This is a genomic window from Vibrio sp. R-1 (assembly GCF_035615595.1).
GTDB lineage: Bacteria > Pseudomonadota > Gammaproteobacteria > Enterobacterales > Vibrionaceae > Vibrio > Vibrio cholerae.
Map to the genome: position 1 here is coordinate 1 of NZ_WPDC01000138.1, position 5,156 is coordinate 5,156.

The following is a 5,156-nucleotide window of genomic DNA, read 5'->3' on the forward strand; positions in this document are numbered from 1 at the left end:
GCAGCGATAGGTAACAGCGCGACGCGCAAATCGGCATCTTCCAGACCCGAAAGGGTCAAAAGCTGCTGATACTGCTCGGCAGAGAAAGTGGCATCGAAATCCTTGGCCAACACCAATTCACGTAAATATGGGGCAAAAGAAGCAGGCATTTGTTGTAATGCTTGTTCAATACGGTTTCTCATAGTGATTCCTTTTCATTGCATGGAATCCTATTTTAGGTAATGCGAGATTTTATAAGGTGATCTGCGTCACGTTAAGTTATGTAATTTATTTTTATGTTTCATTATTAGAGTGACATCACACATGATAACGATTGCAAGCGTATGAGATGTGACGCCACTCGAAATGAAATTATTGAAGCCAAAGTGCGAAAGCAAACAGACTTGGTGCTAAGACAGAGGTGATAACACCACACACGACAAGGGCTAGTGAGCTGAACGCGGCGTCGCGAGGATCTTTCTCAGCGCACGTGGCTGTGCCGAGGGCATGGGATACCGTACCCATGGTCAGCCCTTTGGCGATGGGATGAGTAATATTGAGCAGTTTGTAAATCGGGTAGGCAAGAATGGCACCAAATAGCCCGACGAGTAGCACCAAAATCGCAGCAATCGCGGGCTCGCCGCCCAACTGGCGTGCCACTTCCATCGCGATCGGCGTTGTCACTGATTTTCCCATCAAGGCGGCAATCAGTTCTATATCTGCCCCCATGCTTACGGCTATCAAACTGGCGGTGATCATCGACATCACACTGCCCACGCCACAAGCCAAAGCGATAATTCGCCAGTTGGCACGAATTTGTGGCAACTGCTCATAAAGTGGATAAGCCAAAGCAACAACCGCTGGCTGGAGTAGATAACTCAACCACTGATTATCAGCGTAGTAAGTCTCAAAAGGTACTTTGAGGTAAGTCAGCAGTGGAATAAGTATACCGATACTGATCATAAGCGGATTGGCCAGTGGGGTATTGCATTTTTGAGCCACCCAACGGGCGACGAAAAATACCCCAAGTGTGATGATCAGCCACATGACTTTTTCCCCTTCTTGAGCATTCGATCCAGTATCAGTCCCAGTGTCACCATGACAATTAAGGTACCGCCGATAGCGCTAGCGAGGATCGGGGCGAGGTTTGCCAGTAGCGTATCGAAGTGCACCATCAAGCCGACACTGATCGGGACGAACAGTAAAATCATGTAACGAATAAACAGGGTGGCACTGGGCTTGACCCATTCGACAGGCACTAAACCGCTGGCCATCAGGCCAAATAGGATCAGTAACCCAATAATGCTGCCGGGAATAGCAATGCCTAACCAAGTTTGTAAGTTGATGCCCGCCAACAGACAGAGAAAAATCAGTCCCATGGAGACACAGTATTGAGCTATTTTTTTTATCATCAATAAAATCAGCAAGTAAAAATAAACGATGTTAGCAAGCGAGTTTTTCCACGTAATGGTAGACGGATTTTAAAATCGCCATTTTCTTTGGATCAGCTTGATGTTCATGCACCAGATTTTCCAAATTCAACATATAACCTTCTAGATTGCGCTCGAAATAGTCACGGCAATGCGCTGCCCAGCGGCGTTGCTCGGCATCGGTTAAGGTATGGGGATAATGGCGCGCACGATAACGAAACAGCAGCGGTTCAATGCGCTTATCGGCCACCTGTATCGCTAAGCTGCCCAGATTCTCCGGTGCAGTGGTGCGGATGATCTCCATCGCCGCGCGATCGGCTGGGGAGAAAAAGCCGGCATAGAGTTGGCTATCCACATCACTCTCTTGGTTAAACTCGCGCTCTTGGCTAAATACCGTCACCAGTTTTTCACGAATCTCGGGGTGTTGACGAATCACATTCAAGTGCGCGAGACACTGTTCGCGGTCAATACCAATCTTTTGTGCATTTTCTGCGGTCAAGGTTTTGGCCGGAGCCAGAATAGGGCATTTGTTGAGATGCACCAATTTCACGGGTACTGGTAGCTCATCCGGCGCTAGGTCTTCATACCGCGTATAGAGACGCGCTTGCAGCGTTTCGGCATCGAGCTCTAGCAGCGGCTGAGGGTCTTTACCCAAATCCACCACAATCACCGCATTTTGATTGGTCGGATGCCAAGCAATCGGCACAATCCAGCTGGTGTAGTGGCGCTCACGCCCAAGCATGCCAGAAACATGCATCAGCGGAGTTTGGTTCACAATATCAATCAGTTCTGTCAGCTTGCGTTTGTGGCGCATAGTGAAGAAGTAGTCGAACAATTTCGGCTGCGCGGCTTTGACTTTTTTCGCCAGTTCAATGGTGGCAATCACATCGGCCATCGCATCGTGCGCGTTGCTGTGCTCAATGCCGTTGGCAACAGAAAGATGTTCCAGTTTAAAGCTGGTAAAGCCGTCATCATTTTCCGGCCACTCGATACCTTCAGGACGCAAAGCATGACACGCGCGAAGCACATCCAGCAGATCCCAACGAGAATTGCCGTGTTGCCAGCTCCAAGCATAGGGGTCGATAAAGTTGCGATAGCAGGTGTAGCGCGTCACTTCATCATCAAAACGTATGCTGTTATAGCCTAGGCTGATGGTATTGGGTGTGGAGAGCTCAGCATGAATACGCGCGATAAATTCGGGCTCCGCGAGACCTTGGCTATTGGCTTTTTGAGGAGTGATCCCTGTGATCAATGCGGCCTCAGGGGCGGGCAAATAGTCGTTGGGCAGCTGACAGTAAATTACCAAAGGCTCGCCGATGATGTTGAAGTCCATATCGGTACGCACACCCGCAAACTGACTAGGACGATCTTTGGCGGGATTGACTCCCCAAGTCTCGTAGTCAAAGAAGAAGAATGTGGGCTGGTGTTCTTGCTGCATGTGGCTTACCAAATCGCTAAAAATTGCCGTTATTAGACCATCCTGACCCTGACATAGCAATTGCTGCCCTTGTGCTATCCCATTATTTGTTCAGCCTTTCAACAAAAAAGCCGATGCTGGGCATCGGCTTTGGCAAGGTAAGATTAGGCTTGCTGAGTTTGCGGCTCAGGCTCTTCGTTTGTCTCTTTAAGCAAACGGCTTGTGACAGTGCCTGCCGTCATCGAACCTGATACGTTAAGCGCCGTACGCGCCATATCAATCAGTGGCTCGATAGAAATCAAAAGCGCCGCAATCGTGACAGGTAAGCCCATGGCTGGCAGCACAATCAGAGCTGCGAAGGTCGCACCGCCACCCACGCCTGCAATACCAAAGGAGCTGATGGTGATCATCGCAATCAGCGACACGATAAAGTGAATATCCAGTGGGTTAATCCCAACGGTTGGAGCAACCATTACCGCCAACATCGCAGGGTAAATGCCCGCACAGCCGTTTTGCCCAATCGTGGCACCGAATGAAGCTGACAGGTTAGCAATTGCAGGTGGCACATTCAGTTTGGTGATTTGCGCTTCCACATTGAGAGGAATCGTGGCCGCAGAGCTGCGCGATGTGAAGGCAAAAGTCAGTACTGGCCAGATGTTTTTAAAGTAACGGGTTGGGTTAACGCCCACCATAGCAACCAGCAATCCGTGCACCACAAACATCAGGGCTATCGCCACATAAGAAGCCACAATGAAACCGAGCAAGTTCAGAATGTCGGTAGCACTGGATGTCGCGACGACTTTCGCCATCAGCGCGGCGATACCGTAAGGTGTCAGCGCCATGATCATTTTCACTAAACGCATCACAATCGCTTGTGCCGCTTCAACAAAAGTACGAATTGGCGTTTCTAACTCTTGTTTATCGGCAATCACTTTGCGTGCAGCAATACCAGTGAGCACGCCGAAAATCACCACCGCGATGATGGAGGTTGAACGTGCGCCGGTTAAATCGGCAAAGGGGTTGGTTGGGATAAAGCTCAACAGAATTTGTGGAATCGTTAGATCGGCAACCGTTGATGCGCGGCTTTCAAGTGCTGCAATACGTGCGGTTTCGCGTGCGCCTTCAACCAAACCTTCAGCCGTCAGGCCAAATGCTTGAGTGATGAGAATACCGATCAGCGCAGAAATCGCAGTAGTCACCAGCAAAATACCGATAGTCAGACTGGAGATTTTGCCCAGTGAACCGTTTTTATCCAAACGTACCACGGCAGAGATCATTGATACCAGCACCAGTGGCATGATGACCATTTTCAGTAGACCCACGTAGCCATTGCCGACGATAGCAACCCAAGATAGGGTTTCTTGAATAGCGGGATGGCCTTCACCGAGCACCACTTGCAGTGCCAAACCAAATGCACTACCTAGTACTAAACCAAACAAAACTTGACGAGAAAGGGTGGCGGCTTTTTTCTGTAGCCTAAACAGATAGAGCAACAGACCGGCGAAAATCACCAGTGCTGCAAGGGTAACCACTGACATAAGCAAATCCTTAAAAGGGGGAAGGAGAGTAACAACGGCCATCAAAGCAAGCCGATTGTTCTATCCTAAATGAGAACGATTTTCTTGGAATATAGCGATCGCTATCACGAAAATAAACTGAGAAAAAATCATGTTTTATAACTAATGGTTATCAAAAACAGAGGGTTGACTAATTGGCGATCAATTTGACTAAGTATTGCCCGAACTGTGCTGCTTTTGCAGGTGTGTATTTTGGTGATCTGAATGCAATAAGATTGGTGCATCCGCGGTCTATATTCTTCCAGCTTGATGCTGCCGTACTAAGTCGTTTGAGCATAGTCAATAGTCCAACAAGAGGAGAGAGCAATGTTGAACTGGCAACAGGTGTTGGATTTTGCAAACCAAGGCAATCCTAAGCCAGAGCGTGAAGTGACGCGCAGTGATGAAGAGTGGCGCACTTTGCTTGATGAACAGCAGTATTACGTGATGCGTCAACATGGCACAGAGAGAGCCTTTTCTAATGCGATGTGTGAGCTGTTTGAGCCGGGTTTATACCAATGTGCCGGTTGCCAAACCTTGTTATTTGATTCGGCAACCAAATTTGATTCAGGCACAGGCTGGCCTTCGTTTTCCCAGCCAGTCAAATCCAATGCCATTTCCTACCATATGGATCACCGCTTAGCGCGTGCTCGAGTGGAAGTGCGTTGTAACACTTGCGAGTCGCACCTAGGGCATGTGTTTCCTGATGGGCCGCCGCCAAGCGGTTTGCGTTACTGCATCAATTCGGTTGCCGTGAACAAACTCAGTGCATAA

5 protein-coding genes and 1 pseudogene are annotated in these 5,156 nt (G+C 48.9%); 1 reads left to right on the plus strand and 5 read right to left on the minus strand.

The features are described 5' to 3' along the window. The 5 genes and pseudogenes from GOU96_RS16730 to GOU96_RS16750 all read right to left on the minus strand — a co-directional run. Positions 1 to 182: pseudogene (locus GOU96_RS16730) on the minus strand (cytidine deaminase); the annotation flags it as partial. A gap of 169 nt (positions 183 to 351) precedes the next feature. Continuing rightward, entirely contained in the window at positions 352 to 1,026 is a 675-nt protein-coding gene (locus GOU96_RS16735) for an LrgB family protein (RefSeq protein WP_258503583.1), read from the minus strand. Continuing rightward, positions 1,017 to 1,391: a CidA/LrgA family protein gene (locus GOU96_RS16740; protein WP_001881007.1), complete on the minus strand. Its 375-nt coding sequence runs from the start codon at positions 1,389 to 1,391 to the stop codon at positions 1,017 to 1,019. Before GOU96_RS16740 ends, GOU96_RS16735 begins: the two co-directional genes overlap by 10 nt. A gap of 31 nt (positions 1,392 to 1,422) precedes the next feature. Continuing rightward, entirely contained in the window at positions 1,423 to 2,847 is a 1,425-nt protein-coding gene (gene sbcB / locus GOU96_RS16745; RefSeq protein ID WP_019829728.1) for an exodeoxyribonuclease I, read from the minus strand. A 143-nt stretch (positions 2,848 to 2,990) separates the two neighbouring features. Then, positions 2,991 to 4,364: an L-cystine transporter gene (locus GOU96_RS16750; protein ID WP_267783157.1), complete on the minus strand. Its 1,374-nt coding sequence runs from the start codon at positions 4,362 to 4,364 to the stop codon at positions 2,991 to 2,993. Between the two features lie 345 nt (positions 4,365 to 4,709). Here GOU96_RS16750 and msrB point away from each other — a divergent pair, with 345 nt between their 5' ends. Next, complete coding sequence (msrB, locus tag GOU96_RS16755; protein ID WP_000935886.1) at positions 4,710 to 5,156, plus strand: peptide-methionine (R)-S-oxide reductase MsrB; 447 nt, start codon at positions 4,710 to 4,712, stop codon at positions 5,154 to 5,156.